At 55.6% G+C, this 18240-nt stretch carries 18 protein-coding genes; 11 read left to right on the top strand and 7 right to left on the bottom strand.

Going from position 1 to position 18240, the window contains the following annotated elements; genetic code table 11:
• The first annotated feature begins 34 nt into the window (after positions 1-34).
• Positions 35-1363, top strand: a complete 1329-nt coding sequence (gene ftsY, locus LNA76_RS13010) for a signal recognition particle-docking protein FtsY (RefSeq protein ID WP_442778987.1) — start codon at positions 35-37, stop codon at positions 1361-1363.
• A gap of 136 nt (positions 1364-1499) precedes the next feature.
• Here the strand turns inward: ftsY and LNA76_RS13005 are convergent, their stop codons facing one another.
• Positions 1500-3029 (bottom strand): CYTH and CHAD domain-containing protein, encoded by a 1530-nt coding sequence (locus LNA76_RS13005; RefSeq protein ID WP_230019221.1) that lies wholly within the window; start codon positions 3027-3029, stop codon positions 1500-1502.
• A 107-nt stretch (positions 3030-3136) separates the two neighbouring features.
• Positions 3137-3976: an IclR family transcriptional regulator gene (locus tag LNA76_RS13000; protein ID WP_094197596.1), complete on the bottom strand. Its 840-nt coding sequence runs from the start codon at positions 3974-3976 to the stop codon at positions 3137-3139.
• 115 nt (positions 3977-4091) lie between these two features.
• On the opposite strand from LNA76_RS13000, the gene ribBA reads away from it, so the two are divergent.
• Genes ribBA through LNA76_RS12970 form a run of 6 tightly spaced genes read left to right on the top strand, consistent with a single transcriptional unit; the run spans position 4092 to position 8270 of the window.
• Complete coding sequence (gene ribBA / locus LNA76_RS12995; protein WP_094197595.1) at positions 4092-5258, top strand: bifunctional 3,4-dihydroxy-2-butanone-4-phosphate synthase/GTP cyclohydrolase II; 1167 nt, start codon at positions 4092-4094, stop codon at positions 5256-5258.
• A gap of 14 nt (positions 5259-5272) precedes the next feature.
• Positions 5273-5791 (top strand): 6,7-dimethyl-8-ribityllumazine synthase, encoded by a 519-nt coding sequence (gene ribH, locus LNA76_RS12990; protein ID WP_094197594.1) that lies wholly within the window; start codon positions 5273-5275, stop codon positions 5789-5791.
• Positions 5745-6260 (top strand): transcription antitermination factor NusB, encoded by a 516-nt coding sequence (gene nusB, locus LNA76_RS12985; RefSeq protein WP_042488795.1) that lies wholly within the window; start codon positions 5745-5747, stop codon positions 6258-6260. Before ribH ends, nusB begins: the two co-directional genes overlap by 47 nt.
• Before the next feature lie 13 nt (positions 6261-6273).
• Positions 6274-7236 (top strand): thiamine-phosphate kinase, encoded by a 963-nt coding sequence (gene thiL, locus LNA76_RS12980; RefSeq protein WP_094197593.1) that lies wholly within the window; start codon positions 6274-6276, stop codon positions 7234-7236.
• A gap of 9 nt (positions 7237-7245) precedes the next feature.
• Positions 7246-7767, top strand: coding sequence for a phosphatidylglycerophosphatase A family protein (locus tag LNA76_RS12975; protein ID WP_094197592.1), 522 nt, complete (start codon positions 7246-7248; stop codon positions 7765-7767).
• Positions 7764-8270: a CinA family protein gene (locus tag LNA76_RS12970; RefSeq protein ID WP_094197591.1), complete on the top strand. Its 507-nt coding sequence runs from the start codon at positions 7764-7766 to the stop codon at positions 8268-8270. Before LNA76_RS12975 ends, LNA76_RS12970 begins: the two co-directional genes overlap by 4 nt.
• Before the next feature lie 2 nt (positions 8271-8272).
• Here LNA76_RS12970 and LNA76_RS12965 read toward each other — a convergent pair whose 3' ends face one another.
• On the bottom strand, positions 8273-9073 hold the full coding sequence (locus LNA76_RS12965) for an IclR family transcriptional regulator domain-containing protein (RefSeq protein WP_230019220.1): 801 nt from the start codon (positions 9071-9073) through the stop codon (positions 8273-8275).
• 149 nt (positions 9074-9222) lie between these two features.
• On the opposite strand from LNA76_RS12965, the gene LNA76_RS12960 reads away from it, so the two are divergent.
• On the top strand, positions 9223-10209 hold the full coding sequence (locus tag LNA76_RS12960) for a Bug family tripartite tricarboxylate transporter substrate binding protein (protein WP_094197589.1): 987 nt from the start codon (positions 9223-9225) through the stop codon (positions 10207-10209).
• Between the two features lie 10 nt (positions 10210-10219).
• A complete protein-coding gene (locus LNA76_RS12955; protein ID WP_094197588.1) occupies positions 10220-11482 on the top strand; it encodes a CaiB/BaiF CoA transferase family protein in 1263 nt (420 codons plus the stop codon).
• A 404-nt stretch (positions 11483-11886) separates the two neighbouring features.
• Here the strand turns inward: LNA76_RS12955 and pyrF are convergent, their stop codons facing one another.
• From pyrF to LNA76_RS12935, 4 genes are all read right to left on the bottom strand, one after another.
• Entirely contained in the window at positions 11887-12714 is an 828-nt protein-coding gene (gene pyrF, locus LNA76_RS12950) for an orotidine-5'-phosphate decarboxylase (protein ID WP_094197587.1), read from the bottom strand.
• A gap of 5 nt (positions 12715-12719) precedes the next feature.
• Positions 12720-13103 carry a diacylglycerol kinase gene (locus LNA76_RS12945; protein ID WP_094197586.1) on the bottom strand — a complete coding sequence of 128 codons (384 nt, stop codon included), beginning with the start codon at positions 13101-13103 and terminating at the stop codon, positions 12720-12722.
• 154 nt (positions 13104-13257) lie between these two features.
• A complete protein-coding gene (gene groL, locus LNA76_RS12940; protein WP_094197585.1) occupies positions 13258-14904 on the bottom strand; it encodes a chaperonin GroEL in 1647 nt (548 codons plus the stop codon).
• A 34-nt stretch (positions 14905-14938) separates the two neighbouring features.
• Entirely contained in the window at positions 14939-15226 is a 288-nt protein-coding gene (locus LNA76_RS12935) for a co-chaperone GroES (RefSeq protein ID WP_009454802.1), read from the bottom strand.
• A 549-nt stretch (positions 15227-15775) separates the two neighbouring features.
• Here LNA76_RS12935 and LNA76_RS12930 point away from each other — a divergent pair.
• Positions 15776-17251: a reverse transcriptase domain-containing protein gene (locus LNA76_RS12930; RefSeq protein ID WP_230019219.1), complete on the top strand. Its 1476-nt coding sequence runs from the start codon at positions 15776-15778 to the stop codon at positions 17249-17251.
• A 211-nt stretch (positions 17252-17462) separates the two neighbouring features.
• Positions 17463-18104: an SLATT domain-containing protein gene (locus LNA76_RS12925; RefSeq protein WP_230019218.1), complete on the top strand. Its 642-nt coding sequence runs from the start codon at positions 17463-17465 to the stop codon at positions 18102-18104.
• Positions 18105-18240: the final 136 nt, after the last annotated feature.

Below are 18240 nucleotides of genomic sequence, written 5' to 3'. Positions count from 1 at the left end.
ATCGCAGGAGCAAACTACGCCGATTCAAACGCCGGTGGCCCCGCCTGTTGTGGTGTTGGATAGTCAGGCTGAACATCGCGCTGCGTCCGAGTCTACGCCCACGCAGCCAGCGGTGCCACAACCGGCCCCGGCCAGTGTCCCGATGCCCGAGCCTGCGCGTGTCTATGAGCCGGACGGTCAGCCCGTACCCGAACCCGTTCGTACCCCTGAGCCGGAAGTGCCGCCGGTTCCAGAGCCAAGCCGTGCTCCGGAACCCGAAGTTGTGCCGGTGCCTGAGCCCGAGGTGCAACCGATTCCTGAGCCAGAGCCGCCGCCAGAACCTGAGGTGCAGCCGATTCCTGAACCGGTGCCGCCGCCAGAGCCAGAGATTGTTCCTGTTCCTGCCCCACAGCCCGAGCCAGTACCTGCCCCTGCCCCAGAGCCAGAGGCCGCCGCTCCAGTGGTGAAAACCTCCTGGATGTCTCGCCTGAAACAGGGCTTGTCGCGCACAGGTCAAAGCCTGAGCAGCCTGTTTGTCGGTGCCAAGGTTGATGAATCGCTGTTCGAGGAACTGGAAGACGCCTTGCTGATGGCGGACGCGGGAGTCGAGGCGACCGAGAAACTGATTACCGCTTTGCGCGCCCGTGTTCGCAAGGAAAAAGTCAGTGATGCGGCCCAGGTCAAACAGATCCTGTGCGATATTCTGACTGATCACTTGAAGCCCTTGGAGAAATCCTTTCCTTTGGAGTCGAGCAAGCCGCTGGTTGTCATGATTGCCGGGGTGAACGGTGCAGGTAAAACCACGTCTATCGGCAAGTTGGCGCACACCTTCCAGGAGCAGGGCGCAAAAGTCCTGTTGGCTGCTGGTGATACTTTCCGGGCTGCCGCTCGTGAACAACTGATTGAGTGGGGCACCCGCAATAATGTCAGCGTTATTGCCCAAGACGGTGGTGACCCGGCTGCAGTGGCTTTTGATGCGGTACATGCAGGCCGCGCCCGTGATATGGGGGTAGTCATGGTGGATACCGCCGGTCGCTTGCCGACCCAACTGCACCTGATGGAAGAGCTCAAGAAGATCAAGCGTGTCATCGGCAAGGCTGATGGTCAGGCTCCCCATGAGATTTTGTTGGTTGTAGATGGCAACACTGGCCAGAATGCCATTTCCCAGATTCGCGCATTTGATGCCGCGTTGGGTTTGACGGGTTTGGTTGTGACCAAGCTGGACGGTACGGCCAAAGGCGGGACGCTGGCTGCCGTTGCCGCCTGTGCGCAAGGCGTACGTCCTATTCCGGTCTACTGGATTGGCGTGGGCGAGGGCATGCAGGATCTGCAGGCGTTTGTGGCCCGTGAATTTGCGTCGGCCTTGTTGGGCATGAACGCTTAAGCCAAGTTTGGTTGCACAGAAAAACCGGCGATGTCTCTAAAGGCATCGCCGGTTTTTTATGGTTGGACTGTCCAAGGGGACAAGTGCCACCTGGTGGGCCCCAAAGGCTCAGGGGGCTGTTTAGTGGCCTGGGGGTTTAGCGTCGTAGCAGTTCAATTTGTGGTTGATGCTGATCCAAGGCATTGAGCGCATGCTGGGCATGGGCGGCACGTCCTTGGCGGGCATGGGTCAGCCAGTCTCTTGCGAACTGGGCTTGCTCGGGGTTGGCCGCATGTTGGGCATACCAGTCCAGGGCCACGTCCACGTCGGTCACTGCACCAATCAAGGCCTGACATTCGCGTAGCACTTTGTGCAGCCCCTGTTTGTCGGCTGCGCTGGGCAAGAACTCCAGGCAGTAGCGCAGGCTCTTGATCCGGTTGCGCAAACGATGTTGCTTGTCCTGACTGATCTGCGCAAAGCGCTGGCTGCGTAGTTGAATCGTTTGAAACCAGCGGCTGATACGCGCTTCCACCAGATGTTCGGGCTGGGCCACACCATTGAGTTCCAGCGTGGGCCCACAGATCAGGCTTTGCAGATTACTCAATAGCAAGGATTGGAACTCGGCAGCGCTGGCCAATTGCACAGGGTCATGCTCCAGGTGGGCCGGAATGGGTTCGGGAGCCGGGCCAGGCATGCCTGCTTGCAGCAGCAAGGGGGTAATTTCCAGGTGCACCAGGTCGTGGTCACGCGCCTGGCCAAACAAGCCGAAATAATGCGTCAGACGGGTATTGGCGTAGCCTTCGCTGGCCGACAGCCACATTTTGAACAACTTGCGGCAGGAGCGCAGGCGGCGCAGGCCCACGCGCATCAAGGCCAGATAGTCGGCCTGGCGGGAGGAGTCTGGGCGTATGCCATCCACGCCCGCCAGCAAAGCAGCATTGCGAATGACCTGCTCCAGGCTCATGGTGGCGCTCAGGCTGTAGAACTGTTCCAGCTCTTCGGTGTCGACAAAATGCGGTTTGGGTAAATCGTAGGCTTTGCGCGTCAAGGCGGCAGCAACCTGCTCGGGTGACAGGTCCAGGCTTTCGGATTTGGCGCGCCGGCGATCCACTAGGCTGGCCAGTGCATCGCCGCGCTCGGACTTGCTGCGCATCTCCAGAATCAGGCCATGCTTGTACAGCCAGCGCTGGCCGACTTCAAACATGGTCAGGCTCTCGCCGCGAATCAGCTCAATTTCCAGCTCGTTGACCTGTAGTGTCAAGCCATTGGATTCGATGTGACCTACGTCATAGGCCAGCTCCAGCTCCGACTGTCCCTGCTTGATCAGGGCCAGTTCGCGCTGGATTCGGGTTTGATAGCGGGCTTGAATCTGATTCGCGTAGCGGGACAGTGCTGTATGGGCAGGCGTGTCCTGATACAGGCTCAGATCCAGCTTCGGGCCTGGGCGGGGATGATTGAGTTCAATGCGGGACAGGGTGTCAGGACCGGGCAGCTTGACGGTTTGAACCCATTGCTCGCCTTCCTTGCGCAGTCGCAGGGCGATACTTGAGCGCGCCAAATCGCGTTCGGGCGTGTCAAAGTAAATGGCATTTAAGGTAATGCTTCCCGTGCGTACCGCGTCAAGGGCGGTCAATAAACCGGGACGGGCACTCTCGGGTACAAAAAATTTCAGTTCTTGTTCTAGCACAGCATCGCACTCGAGAAATCGCCCACAACAGGTGGGCGGATAAAACAATTATTTTGCATGTAAACCCGCCAAACTTGAAGTAGCGACACCCCTATAAGTGTGTGCAGTCATGTCAAGTTTGATAAAGGCGGAGTGCCCAGCGGTTCGCGCCAGCCCAATTGATGCGAAATGCTGTTGGCGCACTGGCGCAATTGGGCCAGGATGGGGCTGTCGATACTGGCATCAAACAGCGTGCTGGGCCCCAGACTGGTCAAGGCCAGCACAATCTGGCCAGAGTGATCGAACACGGGGACGGACAGGGCATCGATACCGGGAAGGGGGTTGCCCAGTGCCTGGGCCACACCTTGCTCGCGGATTTTTTCCAGCATGGCCGCCAGCTCGTTGGGGCTGGGGCGCAGCGGGCTGATGCTGGTGACAACGGCACTGTCGCCCGCTTCGCGCTCAATGTAGTGGCGAGCCACTTCCGGGGGGAGCCAGGCAGCAAAGACGTGGCCGGTCGCCGTATGCAACATGGACATCACCGTGCCGCAGCGCATGTTCACATGGACCGGATAGCTGGCCTCGCTGATATGAACCATGGTGGGGCCGTGTGAGCCCAGCACCGCCAAACCCAACGTATGCCCAATGCGCGAGGCCCAGGCTTGAACCAGGGGCAGGGCAATTTTGACCGGGTTCTGGCTTTGCAGGCTGACCAAACCCATCTGCAAGGCAAAAGGCCCCAGCTCGTACAGCCCGGTCGCCGGAGCCTGCTGTACCAGTCCTACGTTGGTAAAGCTGACCAGATAAGGGTGGGCTTTGGCCGAGCTCATTCCCGCTTGCGTGGCCAGATCACGTAGCATCATGGGTTGTCCGCTGTCCACCAGCACTTTCAACAGGCCAAAGCCCGTTTCAATGGATTGGATACGGCGACGTTTTTCGTCCAGCGCAGGCAAAATGGGGTCGGTCATAGGGGTTTGGGGCGGTTTGGCACGGTCTTTAAGTGTACCGACTAATGAAGCTGCCCGCCGGGGCCCGGGTGTCGTAAAATGGCCTTAATTATTATCTGTCTGAGCAAAGAGCACGATGAATCAAGAAATTCAGTCCGACGCTGGTCAACTGGGCGCCAGTCCAATCGCTCCCGTTCCAGAGATTGTGGAAGAGCTGCGCGCAGGGCGCATGGTTATTCTGGTTGACGAAGAGGACCGTGAAAACGAAGGCGACCTGGTCATGGCTGCCGAGTTCGTGAATGCTGAAGCGATCAACTTCATGGTGACACATGGCCGCGGTCTGGTTTGCCTGACCCTGACCGAAGAGCGGTGCCGCCAACTGGATTTGCCTTTGATGGCCACCCGCAACGGCACGCGTTTTGGCACCAACTTCACGGTGTCGATTGAAGCGGCTGAGGGCGTGGAAACCGGTATTTCCGCTGCTGACCGCGCCCGCACCGTGCAAGCGGCTGTGGCCCGGGATGCGCGCCCAATTGATCTGGTGCAGCCCGGTCACATTTTTCCGTTGAAGGCGGCCAAAGGTGGCGTGCTGGTGCGTGCCGGTCATACCGAAGCGGGTTGTGACTTGACGGCGATGGCGGGTTTGACTCCGGCCGCTGTTATCTGCGAAGTGCTCAATCCAGACGGAACCATGGCACGCTTGCCGGATTTGCTGGTGTTTGCTCGCGAGCATGGCATCAAGGTTGGCACCATCGCAGACCTGATTCAGTACCGTAGCGAACACGAGTCCATGATCGAGCGTTTGCACAAAAAGCCCGTAAAAACGCCTTATGGCGAATTTGAGTGCCATGCCTACCGCGACCTGTCTTCTGGTGGTTTGCACCTGGCATTGGTTCACGGTGAAATCAGCCCGGACGTGGAAACTCTGGTCCGTGTGCATGAACCGACTACCGTGCTGGATGTCTTGATCGAGGGCGATGTGGGCCACAGTTGGACCTTGCCAGTGGCTTTGCGTACCGTAGCCACATCCGACAGCGGTGTTGTGTTGTTGATGAATTGTCAGAACTCCGAAGAAGAGAGTTTTGAGCAGATTCAGGCTTGGGGTGCAGACAGTCCGGCCCAGGCGCCACGCGGTCGTCCTAGCCGCAATGATTTGCGCACGTATGGAATTGGTGCACAAATTTTGCGTGACCTCAATGTCGGCAAAGCCCGTTTGATGTCGCGACCACGTAAAATGCCAAGCATGGCCGGGTTTGCATTGACCGTGACGGGTTACCATAGCGAACCAGATTCTCAATCCTAAGCGGAGCTTCCAACATGAATCCTTACATTGTTACCCCTGACCTGAATGGGGAAGGTCTGCACATTGGTATTGTGCGTGCACGTTTCAACGAGTCTATCGGCCTGGCCGAGTTGGAAGCCTGCCTCAAAGAGCTGGAGGCTCTGGGCGTGGACGAGCGCGACGTGACTGTTCTGTCCGTACCTGGCGCGCTGGAATTGGGCATCACCCTGGGCCAGATGGCTGAAACCGGCGAGTTCGATGCTCTGATCGCTCTGGGTGCCGTTATCCGCGGTGATACCTACCATTTTGAAGTGGTCAGCAATGAAAGCGCTTCGGCCATTACTCAGGTCTCCCTGGCAACCGGTATTCCTGTTGCCAACGGTGTACTGACCACCAACACAGATGAACAAGCCGAAGTTCGCGCTGCTGAGAAAGGTCGCGATTGCGCCCGTACAGCGGTCGAGCTGGGCAATCTTATCGCCGTCCTCGAACCCGAGCTGGACGACGATGAGGACGAAGATTACGAGGACGAAGATCTTGACGACGACAAATAAAGTCCCGGCCAGTAAGGCCAACGGACGATCCGCGCGCCGCCGCTCGCGCGAATTTGCCCTGCAGGGCATCTATTCCTGGCTTTTGCGAGGCGCGGATGGCCTGCAGGAAGCCACCTCCATCGACGCCCATATTCGGGGCGACGAGGAGTTTGGCGAAGCCGACGCAGCCTGGTTCAAAACCTTGCTGTTTGGTGTGATGCGCGAAGCTCCTGTGCTGCGCGAACGTTTTTTGCCTTATGTTGATCGTCCTTTGGAAGAACTCTCTCCCATCGAACATGGCATCTTGCTCATTGGCAGTTACGAACTGGTGCATCACGTTGAAGTGCCTTACCGTGTTGCCATTAACGAAGCTGTCGAGCTGGCCAAGTCCTTCGGCGGTACTGATGGCTTCAAATTCGTGAACGGCGTGCTGGACAAGCTGGCCGCCGACGTACGCGCCCCCGAAGTTGCCAAGCAGGCCCGCCGCTAAAACGGGGCGTGCCGTGCTGAACGAGTTCGGTCTTATCCAGCAGTATTTCAATCGTCCCGCTCCCGAAGGCTATTTGGGAGTGGGCGATGATTGCGCCCTTTTTACGCCTACACCCGGCTGGCAACTGGCCAGCAGCGTCGATCTTCTGATCGAAGGGCAACATTTCTTTGCCGATGTGGACCCCTTTTTGTTGGGACACAAGGCGCTGGCCGTGAATCTGTCGGATCTGGGCGCCATGGGGGCCAAACCACGAGCCTGTCTATTGGCTCTGTCCCTGCCCGAAGTCCGGCCTGAATGGCTGCAAGCATTTTCCCAAGGTTTGTTCCAACTGGCCGATCAGGCACATTGCCCCTTGATTGGTGGTGATACCACGCGCAGCAAGCAAGGGGTGGTGATCAGTATTACGGTGCTGGGTGAGGTCCGGGCGGGGCAGGCTTTGCAACGCAGCGCCGCCCAGCCCGGTGATGATATCTGGTTGACGGGGACGCTGGGGGCGGCAGACATTGCCTTGCGGCTTTTGCAAGGACGCCTGGCCACTGACCCCGATCGCCTGGCTGCCAGCCGCCCAGCGTTGGAACAACCTTGGCCGCCGTATCGCCTGGGGCATGCCCTGGCAGGTTTGGCCCATGCCGCCATTGATGTGTCTGATGGCCTGGTCCAGGATCTGGGTCATATCGCCAAAGCCAGTCAATGCGCCGCCCATCTGGATTGGTGCGCTTTGCCGCTGGACTCATCCCTGAAGGGCCTGCCTGCTGATTTGCAACGTGAAGCGGTTCTGGTTGGCGGCGACGTTTTTCAACTGTGTTTCACCGCAGAACCCCTGCATCGGGAATCCATCATGGCGCTGGCCCAGCGCGAAGGTGTGCCGCTCAGCCGTATCGGCTCCATGCACGCCGGTAGCGGGGTGTATGTGCGTGATCAACAGGGTTTGCATCCTGCCCCTGCCCAGGGCGGCTTCGATCATTTTGGTGGCTGAGTCTGTGTCATGAGCACATTTCCTGATCCTTCCTTGAATCCGATTCAACGTCCTACCCTGGATTGGGTGGTGAAAAAGCCTTGGCGCTTGATCGCCTTCGGTGGTGGCACTGGCGTGTTGCGCCCAGGGCCGGGTACCTGGGGCACGGTACTGGCCTGGGTCTTGTGGGTCTTGGGTCTGCATGTGCTGACCGACACGCAAATGGCTATTTTCTTGCCAGTCTCCTTTTTCATTGGTTGCTGGGCTTGCCACCGCACAGGCTACGACCTGGGCGTGTCTGATCACAGCGGCATGAACTGGGATGAGATGGTGGCCTTCTGGCTGGTGTTGTGGCTGATTCCGCAGACCTGGCTGGCACAGGGCATCGCATTCGTGTTATTTCGTTTTTTTGATATTCTCAAACCTGCGCCGATTCGCTATTTTGATCGTCGTCTGCATAATGGGTTTGGCGTTATGTGGGATGATCTCCTGGCGGCAGGCTACACCTTGTTGCTGATGGCTGTCTTGGTACGTTTTGGAGTTTTCTCATGAGCGATTACGAGCACGGCAATGCTGCCCTGGCCCTGGGGCAAGCCCTTAAAGATCGCGGCTGGATGGTCGCCTGCGCCGAGTCATGTACCGGTGGCCTGCTGGCTGCTGCCTTGACGGACTTGCCCGGCTCCAGCGCCTGGTTTGAGCGCGGTCTGGTCACGTACAGCAACAAGGCCAAGGTTCAGGAGCTGGGCGTGAATCAGGACACCCTGGATCGATTTGGTGCGGTCAGCGAAGAAACCGCCATGGAAATGGCGGCGGGTGCGCTGGAAGCTACCGCAGATGCCGAGTTGGCTATTTCCACGACCGGCATTGCCGGCCCGGACGGAGCCACGCCAGGCAAGCCGGTTGGTCTGGTGTGCTTTGGTTTTGCGCAACGCCGTGGCGATGGCATTGTGACCCGCGCCTCTGCCCGTATCTTTGACGGTGATCGTGCTCAAATTCGTCAGCAGGCTGTGGAATACGCCTTGACCAGTGCGCTGACCATGCTCAATCCGGCCTGATCTTAGGCCGGTAACATCAAACCCAGCTGCCGGGCGCTCGAACGCAGTTCGGGCAGGCAGCGCCGGATCAACTGTTCTTCAGTGTCCTGCCAGTCTTTGATACTGATGCTCATCCCCGCGACAACACGTCCGCTGGCACTGCGCACGGGTACGCCAATTGCCGTCAAACCCAGCTCCAGCTCTTCCTTGATCAAGGAATAATCCTTTTCCTGCACCTGTTTCAATTCGTGCAGCAAAGCCTCGCGAGTATGGGCGGTGTATTGCGTCATGATCTTGAAAGGTGCCAGCTCCAGGTAAGCATCCAGTTTGCTGGGTGGCAACTGCGATAGCAGCATTCGCCCGATCGAGGTGCAGTGGGCAGGTAAACGGCTTCCCAAGCCCAGAGACACGGTTAGTACGCGCTGCCGTTGTGCGCGTGCCAGATACAGAATCTCGTCCCCGTCCAGCAAGGCCAGCGCACAGGTTTCACCAACACGATCACTTAAATCGTCCAGTATGGGTTGCGCCAGGCTGACGATGGAGGTCGAGGAAAAATAGGCATGGCCCAACTGCAAAATTGCCGGACGCAGTTTCCAGAACGCGCCTTCCTGCTCTGCATAACCCAGGGCTTGCAAAGTGTAGAGGCAGCGTTGCACCACTGCTCGCGCCAGGCCGGTTTTCAGGGCAATTTCTGCGGCCCGCAATGGCCGCCTTCTATCTGAAAACGCCGTAATCACCTGCAGGCCACGGGCTAGCGACTGCATATAGTCCGGGTCGCCTTTGTAGTTGTCGGCGGGGGGAATTGTCTCTTTGTTGATGGTCATTGCGTGATAGGGGGCAAGATTCAGTTTTGTTCGATTAGCGAACCAAACGGAATTTATAAGAATTATCGATGATAAATTGTAAAAAAAACAAGACTTAGCAATTAAATAATCAAGTTCGATTATCGAACAAAATAAGTTTGGAGAGATTCATGAATAAAGTCCTAGCCCGTAAAGTGGCTCCTTTGCTAACCGGCATGGGTTTGTTGTTTTGTTCTTTGGGAGCGCAGGCCGCGTACCCGGACAAGCCTATTCGTCTGGTTGTGCCCTTTACACCGGGCGGCGTGACGGATGTGATTGCCCGAGGTGTCGCCAAGGAAATGTCCAAAGATCTGGGCCAGACCATCGTTGTGGAGAACAAGCCCGGTGCCAGCGGCATTATTGCGACGGACTTCGTTGCAAAATCTGCCCCCGATGGTTATACCGTCTTGCTGGCCGCTGTTGGTCAGGCCGTCGTGAACAACCACCTCTACAAGAAACTGCCTTACGATCCAGCGCAGGATCTGACGGCTGTTTCCCTGGTGGCCGAAGGACAGAACGTGCTGGTGGTCAATGCTCAGCAAAGCCCCTTTAAGACAGGTGAAGAGCTGATCAACTACGCTCGCTCCAAGCCTGAAGAGCTGACTTACGCCTCCTTTGGTAACGGCTCTTCCTCGCACCTGTCGGCAGCCGCCTTTACCACGATGGCCAATATCGATGTTATCCATGCTCCCTACCGTGGCAGTGCACCTGCCATGACCGATTTGCTGGGTGGCCATATCTCCTTCATGTTCGATAGCATGGGTACGGCGATTACACATATCAAGGCCAATACCGTGCGCCCCTTGGCCGTGTCAGGCCCGGAGCGTTCTTCCTTGTTGCCAGAGGTGCCCACCTTTGCCGAGCTGGGTCTGAATCAGGGCTATAACGTGACGGCCTGGTTTGGTTTCCATGTCAGTAGTGGCACGCCTCCTGAAATCGTCGAGCGCCTGAGCCAGTCCATGAGAACGGTCAGTGAGAACACCGAGTTTGTTGAAGGCTTCCGTCGTCAGGGCGTGGATATCCTTTCCTCCACCCCTGCTGAGTATGCCGAGTTCCTGCGTCAGGAAGACGAAAAGTTGGGCAGCCTGATCAAGCAGGCCAATATCACGCTGGACTAATCGTTTTTGAATGGAGCACTGTAACGTGAGCGATCAGCACGTCTCGCAGGCAATACGTCCTGCCCCTTTGGATGGCATCCGGGTTCTGGATCTGACACGCATTCTGGCTGGCCCATGGTGCACGCAGAACCTGGCTGATCTGGGGGCGAATGTCTACAAGATAGAGCGGCCCGAAACTGGCGACGATACGCGCGCCTGGGGCCCGCCCTTTTTGCAGACACCGGATAAGGAGGATACGGCTGAGGCGGCCTACTACCTGTCGGCCAACCGTAACAAGCAGTCGATCAGCCTGGATATTGCCAGTCAGGAGGGCGCGGATGTGGTGCGTGCCATGGCACGGGAATGCGACATCCTGGTCGAGAACTTCAAGGTGGGTGGTCTGGCCAAATATGGCCTGGACTATGCCAGCCTGAAAGCGATCAACCCGCGTCTGATCTATTGCTCGATTACCGGCTTTGGCCAGACCGGCCCTTATGCCGAACGTCCGGGTTATGACTTCATGATCCAGGCCATGGGTGGGATGATGAGCCTGACCGGAGAGCGTGATGACAAGCCCGGTGGTGGCCCTCAGAAAGCGGGGGTCGCTGTCGCGGACTTGATGACGGGTATGTATGCCACCAGCAGCATTCTGGCCGCCTTGTTTGAACGCTCACGCAGCGGCTTGGGGCAGCATATCGACATTGCCTTGCTGGACTGTCAGGTTGCCATGTTGGCTAACCAGAATATGAACTATCTGGTGAGCGGGCAGGCCCCGAAGCGGGCTGGTAATGCGCATCAGAACCTGGTGCCCTATCAGGTGTTCCCAACGAAAGATGGCCACATCATTGTGGCTATCGGCAATAATCGGCAGTTCGCGGCTTACTGCGAAGCGATTGGCCATCCGGAAGTCGTGGAGGACGAACGTTTCCGTATCAACAGCCAGCGGGTCAAGCACCGGGATGAGCTAGAGCAGATCCTGAGCGCCGCGATGCAAAAGCATCCTAGTGCGTATTGGTTGGAAGCCCTGGACAAGATTGGCGTACCAGCCGGGCCTATCAATGATCTGCATGGGGTGTTCTCGCATCCGCAGGTTCAGGCCCGGAATATGCGTATCGAGCTGGCTCACAGCCAGGCGGGCAAGGTCAGCATGACGGCCAGCCCCATGCGTTTTTCAGATAGCCCAGTGTCTTACCGCATGGCTCCGCCGCAATTGGGTGAGCATACCGAGCAGGCTCTGCAGAGTGTATTGGGGGCCGATAGCCCGGAGCTGAAGCAGTGGCGCGACCGGAACTAGGCTTGAGCTCAGCTTAAAAGCCAAAACTCTCATCAGAATTGGAACCTGTGCCAGAGCCGAAGTAGGGGCCTGGTTTAGTGTTTAGGCTTGTGGCTGGAGCAGTGTCGGATCGATACTCTCGTTCGGCAGCTTGAAATACAGCTCAGACCCGAGACCAGGGCTGGTAGCTTAGCAGGGGCTGAACTTGTTTCTTGTGTTTAAGCTTCAGACTGAGCCCGAGCCGGATTTATGGTTCGTAGCTTAATAAAAAGCCCTGCTCATTTGGGATTGAATCCAAGTGAGCGGGGCTTTCTTGTCTCTACACTAACTGCTGTCGCTGTCGCTGTCGCTGTCGCTGTCGCTGTCGCTGTCGCTGTCGCTGTCGCTACCTCCGGACTGATTGAGCAAGCAGGAAGGGCCAGGAATTACCGTTTCTTGTTGCGCGCGTCATTAATGGCATTGCGCGTGGCAATCGCTGCTGCTTGAGCCGCATCACGCCAGTCATCCCCACGGCTGGCGTACAGAATGGCGCGCGAAGAGTTGATCATCATGCCGTTACCTTGGGAGTCCATACCAGCAGCAACGGTGGCGTCCACATCGCCACCCTGGGCACCAATGCCGGGCACCAGCAAAGGCATATCGCCAATACGGGCACGCACCTTGCCGATTTCGTCGGGGAAGGTGGCGCCCACGACCAAAGCACATTGACCATTCGTATTCCACTTTTCTGCCACCAGGCTGGCCACGTGCAAGTACAGCGGGGTACCGTCAGCCATTTCCATGAATTGCAGGTCTGAGCCGCCGGGGTTGGAAGTGCGGCACAACACGATCACGCCTTTGTCCTTGTGTTCCAGGTAGGGCTCTACCGAGTCAAAGCCCATGTAGGGGCTGACGGTGACGGCATCAGCGCGATAGCGCTCAAAGGCTTCGCGTGCGTATTGTTCGGCGGTCGACCCCACGTCCCCACGCTTGGCATCGAGCACGATGGGCAGATGAGGGTAGCGGCTGCGAATGTAGTCGCACAGATCTTGCAACTGATCCTCGGCACCCTGAGCGGCAAAGTAGGCGATCTGGGGTTTGATGCCACAGGTGTAGTCGGCGGTGACGTCCACAATCGCTTTGCAGAACTCATAAATCGCGCCGGGTTTGCTGGCCAATTCCAAAGGCAAGCGGGCAGGGTCTGGGTCCAGACCCACCATCAACATGGATTGGTTGTCCGTCCAGGCACGGTTCAGTTTTTCTATGAATGTCATGGGAATCAGGAAAGTAAACGGCTATACAAAAAGCTGAGCCAGACGGCACCAGCAAAAATAAGGGACAGCAGCACGGCAGCACTGGCCAGATCCTTGGCCCGCCCGATCAAGGGGTGGTGCTCCAGGGTAATCGTATCGGCCAGGGCCTCCAGGGCCGAGTTCAGCAGCTCCACCACCAGCACAAAGACCAGTGCGCCCAGCAAGACCAGAATTTCCGCCGGGGTTTGCCCCAGCCAGAATGCCAGTGGCGTCAGGATGACAGCCAAGGCCAGTTCCTGGCGAAAGGCAGCCTCATGGCGCAGGGCTGCGGCCAGACCCTGGCTGGAGTAGCGCAAGGCATTGAACAGGCGGCCCAAACCACCTTTGCTTTTGAATGGAGAGTCTGACATGAAGGAAACAGCAGATTGAAGTGCCCTGATTATAGGGGTTTGCTTGGACGAAAAAAAACCGGATGGAAAAATCCATCCGGTTTTTGTACCAAAAGCGTGGCGATCAGGGCAGAAGTGATCAATTTCCGCCCGGATCGGGGTGCTGATGTGTGGCTTAGAAGCCGCCCATACCACCCATGCCGCCCATACCACCCATGTCAGGCATGGCTGGAGCAGGTTTGTCTTCCACGATTTCCGACACGGCCACTTCGGTTGTCAGCAACAGGCTGGCGATCGAAGCTGCGTTTTGCAGAGCAGTGCGGGTAACTTTGGTTGGGTCCAGAACACCTTGCTCAACCAGGTCGCCGTACTCGCCAGTAGCCGCGTTGTAACCGTAGGTGCCGGTGCCGCTGGCCACTTGGTTGACAACCACGCTGGCTTCTTCGCCGGCGTTGGAGACGATGGTACGCAAAGGAGATTCGATCGCACGCAGGATCAGTTTGATACCGGCGTCTTGGTCGGTGTTGTCGCCTTTCAGTTGGGCAACCGCTGCGCGAGCACGAATCAGTGCAACGCCACCGCCAGGAACGATACCTTCTTCGACGGCTGCGCGAGTAGCGTGCAGGGCGTCTTCAACGCGAGCTTTCTTCTCTTTCATTTCGACTTCGGTGGCAGCGCCAACACGAATCACGGCAACACCGCCAGCCAGCTTGGCCACGCGCTCTTGCAGTTTTTCACGGTCGTAGTCGGAAGTGGACTCTTCGATCTGAACGCGGATCTGTTTCACGCGAGCTTCGATGTCGGTGCCGTTGCCAGCGCCGTCGATGATCGTGGTGTTTTCTTTGGCCACTTCAATGCGCTTGGCCTGACCCAGATCGTCCAGAGTCGCTTTTTCCAGAGACATACCGGTTTCTTCGGAGATCACGGTACCGCCAGTCAGGATAGCGATGTCTTCCAGCATGGCTTTACGACGGTCGCCAAAGCCAGGAGCTTTAACAGCGGTGGTCTTCAGGATGCCGCGGATGTTGTTCACAACCAGAGTAGCCAGAGCTTCGCCTTCCACGTCTTCAGCAACGATCAGCAAAGGACGGCTGGTCTTGGCAACTTGCTCCAGTACGGGCAGCAGATCACGGATGTTGGAGATTTTCTTGTCGAAAATCAGCACAAATGGATCTTCCAGAACAGCAACTTGCTTTTCGGAGTTGTTGATGAAGTAAGGGGACAGGTAGCCGCGGTCAAACTGCATACCTTCAACCACGTCCAGTTCGTTTTCCAGCGATTTGCCGTCTTCAACGGTGATCACGCCTTCTTTACCAACTTTGTCCATGGCATTGGCGATGATCTCACCGATGGAGTGGTCGCTGTTGGCCGAGATGGAACCGACTTGAGCGATTTCTTTGCTGGTGGTGCAAGGACGGGACAGCTTGCGCAGTTCGTCAACAACGACGACCACAGCCTTGTCGATACCGCGCTTGAGGTCCATTGGGTTGATGCCGGCGGCAACAAACTTCAGGCCTTCTTCAACGATGGCTTGAGCCAGCACTGTGGCGGTCGTGGTACCGTCACCGGCGTTGTCGGAAGTCTTGGAGGCAACTTCTTTAACCAGTTGAGCACCGATGTTCTCGAACTTGTCTTTCAGTTCGATTTCTTTGGCAACGGACACACCGTCTTTAGTGACGGTAGGGGCGCCAAAGGAGCGGTCCAGAACCACGTTACGGCCTTTAGGGCCCATGGTGGTCTTAACAGCATTGGCCAGAACGTTAACGCCGCGCACGATGCGGGTACGTGCGTCGTCGCCGAAGTAAACTTGTTTTGCGGTCATGGTTTGAATCCTATTGAATTTTCGTTGGCGGTACTTATTCGATCACGGCGAAGATTTCTTCTTCGCGGATCACCAGCAGCTCTTCACCGTCGATCTTGACGGCCTGGCCGGAATACTTGCCAAACAGAACTTTGTCGCCGACCTTCAGATCCAGCGCCAGAACCTTGCCGTCCTCGGTTTTCTTACCGGGGCCAACGGCCAGGATTTCGCCTTGATCGGGCTTTTCAGTCGCGCTCTCGGGGATAACGATACCGGAAGCGGTGGTGCGTTCGTTGTCCAGACGCTTGACGATCACTCGATCGTTCAAAGGACGCAGTGCCATGGAGAAACTCCTGTTTAAAGATGACTTTAGTTGTTGGTCCGATTTTGGGGGCGAGGTGCTTTAGCACTCAACCCCTTCGAGTGCTAATTATAGGGACGACTTTCCTAATTTCAAGAGCACCAGGGTCGGGTTGTTACATCTTTGTCCTGGGGCGTGGGATTGTGGGGGGAGGGCGTCATTGAGGTTTGAGCTTGTGTCACTCAGTGCTGAACTCTGAGTAGTATCCCAACTTGCTAGCAGCGGAGGGGGAGCTAGCAATGGACTTTTGGGACACTTTGATGGAGCAAGTTGAGCTAGACGGCTTGCTTTCGACAGAGCAGAACGTGCAATAGATGCTAATTAAAGCTTGCGTTACTGCGATGGTGGCCAGCGTTTTCCTGAGCATGCAACCCGAAAAATGGAGGCCGAGAAAAGCTTGAGTTGGTTTTATGCAGCCGGTCCTAGGTCTACTCGATAGGTCAGACTTATATATAGATTCATAGTATGGTTCTTGATCTATTTAAGATTTGCCTTAGTGAGCACTTGAAGGCTTCATTTTGGAGGAGACATATGGGAGATAACCCGCTCAATACGCTTCAGTTGCAATTGTCTGGTTTGATTGACCCAATGGTCAATTTTGGGCTAGATCAGATAGACGATACTGAACTATTTAGAGTTTTATTTTCTGAAAATGCCTTGGAAACGGTGTTCAATGAGAAATTCGTTAGTACTACCGGAAAGGGCATTGATCGCCTAAATGGTTTTCAGTTTTCAAGCAATTCAAAGACCCTTTTGGCGATCGCATCGGCAAAGTGCCTGGCTGGGACATATAGGTTCTCTCCGTTCCTTGAGGTGCTGAAGCCGAAAGGAAGGGATAAAAACCCGCGCTTGATCGGTATCCCCACTGTTAGGGACCGCATCGTGTTATATCAGTTGAACAAGTATCTCGCTGCCTTGTATCCGGAACAGGTCCCCAAAAATGTCGCCAGCACATTTGTGCGTGAAATCTCGGCGGACCTAATGCAAAAATCTCCCACAGACACTTGGGTTTGTAGCACTGACATCAAAACCTTTTATGACTCAATCCAGCGGAGTAGATTGCTGAAAGTGTTGGCTAAAAGAGTCAAGTCAAAGGATGCACTGAAATTGATCGGCCACGCTTTGGCAACACCCACAGTTCCAAAGAACACAAGAAGATCAAAACATGCAGATTACCGGACAGAAGTAGGCGTACCACAAGGACTTGCTATTTCAAACATCTTGGCGTCAATCTACATGAAAGAGGTTGACGGTATCATGCCTACACTTAGTATCACCTACTACAGATACGTGGACGATGTTTTGATGTATGGGACTCGTCATAACGTGTCTGCGGCTTTGAATTCACTTAGACGTAGACTTAAGCGACGTGGTCTTAGTTTGCATCCTATAGGATCTGGAAAGACGCATCTCCAGCCGCTTTCTAAACCTTTCGGTTACCTGGGTTATACGTTTCATTGGCCGTTGATTTCTGTTAGAGAGTCTACGACTGAGAGGTTCCTTCAGTCGATAGCAGCGAAGTTTAGCGATTACACGCACAACCGCTCACGTCGCTTAGAAAGGTTTAAATACCTTACGCCTCAAAGATTGAAAGAAATATTTATTCTTGAGCTTAATGAGCGCATCACCGGTGCGCTATCCCAAAATAAGCGTTATGGATGGATCGCGTACTTCAATCAGATTAGCGATTTGAAACTGCTTCACTATTTGGATAACGCGATTGAAGGGATGTTCAAACGTTTGGCGGATTTTGGTGGCAAAGCTCCAAGCGATTTAAAAAAACTACGACGTGCCTACTTCGAGATGAAATTCAATCCACATGGTGGGTATGTGCGTGACTATGACAAAATTACATCCAATGCGGAGATGTTGAATTTTCTCGCAGAGCGAGGTCGTGTCGCCCCAGAGGAGGCATTAAATGATGGGCAGATCAAAGAAAGGTACGAAAAATATTTGCGACATATATTAGTCGCAATGCATAAAGACGAAGGGGCTCTTTACGGCTAAAATAGGACCGCTGGTAACGCCTATCGCGCAAGCGATACCTCGTGGGACTTCGGTTCACGGGCGGAAGTGCTCTCTACCCGGCTAAGTCCGGAACGTTGCTTTATGTGACGAGACCTTCTCAAGGGGATGCTTTGCATCACTGTTTGAAAAGTGGATATGACCTGATTTTTTTAGGCGTTACCCGCCCCCACATTTTGGCCTATTTAAATCAATGAAGCAGTTCATTTTGGATCTTCGTACAAAAGCTTGGCGAACTGCAGGTTCACGCTACAACGCGGCTAGGCGCTTGAAACAGAGGGCGACACTTTCGACCTTCAGTATTGCAATGCTCTCAGCATTGAGTGTGGCTGCGGCGGTGGCTCAGCGAATCTACTCTCCTCAACCAGGTACCTCACTCGATAACTATCTCACTGCTGTTTCCGTTGCCCTTGGAGTGTTTCTCCTGGTTATTAGCCTTCTCGAATGGGGCGCTTCATATGGAGCGAAGGCCGATGCTCTACATCGGAATGCTGAAGATCTGACGGCTTACCACATTAAGCTGGCTTATGTGCTTGCCAAAATGGACTCTGGTAAGGGCGTTGGAGAATCAGAGATTGATGTACTTCGCGTCGAATATGAGACTATCAAAGATAGATGTGCCCATAATCACGCGCCGTCTGATGACAGGTTGTTTAGGGCGCAGCAGCGTATGTCTACAGAGTTTAGAGTAGTCCACGGAGGTCAAGGAATGACTCGCTGGGACGCTTTTTGCGCTCGAGTGCAGTGGGAGTGGTCGACAATTTGGTTTTTCCTTTTTATATGGATAGTAGTCGTTGCTATTTTTGCATGTGTTTTTTGTGTGATCAAAAACTAGAATCAGAACAGAAAATTCATTCTGGATATAGTCGGTTCCCAGATCTCACTGGACAAGAAAACTTGCCCAACGAACTTCTGCTTAGAGCTGAAAGCACCCGCACCGATTAGGGCGCTTCCCGGTGTTCGCCACATAG

This window comes from Alcaligenes sp. MMA, assembly GCF_020907215.1.
In the GTDB taxonomy this organism is placed as follows: Bacteria; Pseudomonadota; Gammaproteobacteria; order Burkholderiales; family Burkholderiaceae_B; genus Alcaligenes; species Alcaligenes aquatilis.
This window is presented reverse-complemented; position numbering and strand designations above follow the sequence as displayed.